Annotated in this window: 1 protein-coding gene; it reads right to left on the bottom strand. The window is 39.4% G+C overall.

Going from position 1 to position 360, the window contains the following annotated elements:
- Positions 1–360 (bottom strand): Calx-beta domain-containing protein (locus R3X25_RS15185; RefSeq protein WP_317675817.1); only part of this gene is annotated, 360 nt, incomplete at both ends.

Here is a 360-nt window from a genome sequence, read left to right as displayed (position 1 = left end):
AAACGCTCCATCTGTACTTGGCTCTGCTGCATCTGGTGTTGATGCTTCAATACTTACTACTAAATCACCATCGTCTTCATTGTCTCCTATGGTTACTGTAGCTTCACTCTCTGTCGTATCAATACCTATCAATGTATTATCAGTTGATAACAAGGTTACGATTACTGTCTCATCGCCTTCTAATTCTAAATCATCCAATACTTCTACTGGAATCAATGCCGAATTTTGCCCTGCTGGAATTACTACACTTCCTGTTAAAGTTGTATAATCATCACCTGCTGTTGCTGTTGAACTCGTTGAGACTTCATATGTTACTGTCGTTGCTGTTGTCGATGTTACATCCGTTGGTAAACTTACTGT

The organism is Lutibacter sp. TH_r2 (assembly GCF_033101135.1).
In the GTDB taxonomy this organism is placed as follows: domain Bacteria; phylum Bacteroidota; class Bacteroidia; order Flavobacteriales; family Flavobacteriaceae; genus Lutibacter.
The sequence above is the reverse complement of the archived record's forward strand: the minus strand, read 5'-3'. Positions and strand labels throughout refer to the sequence as shown.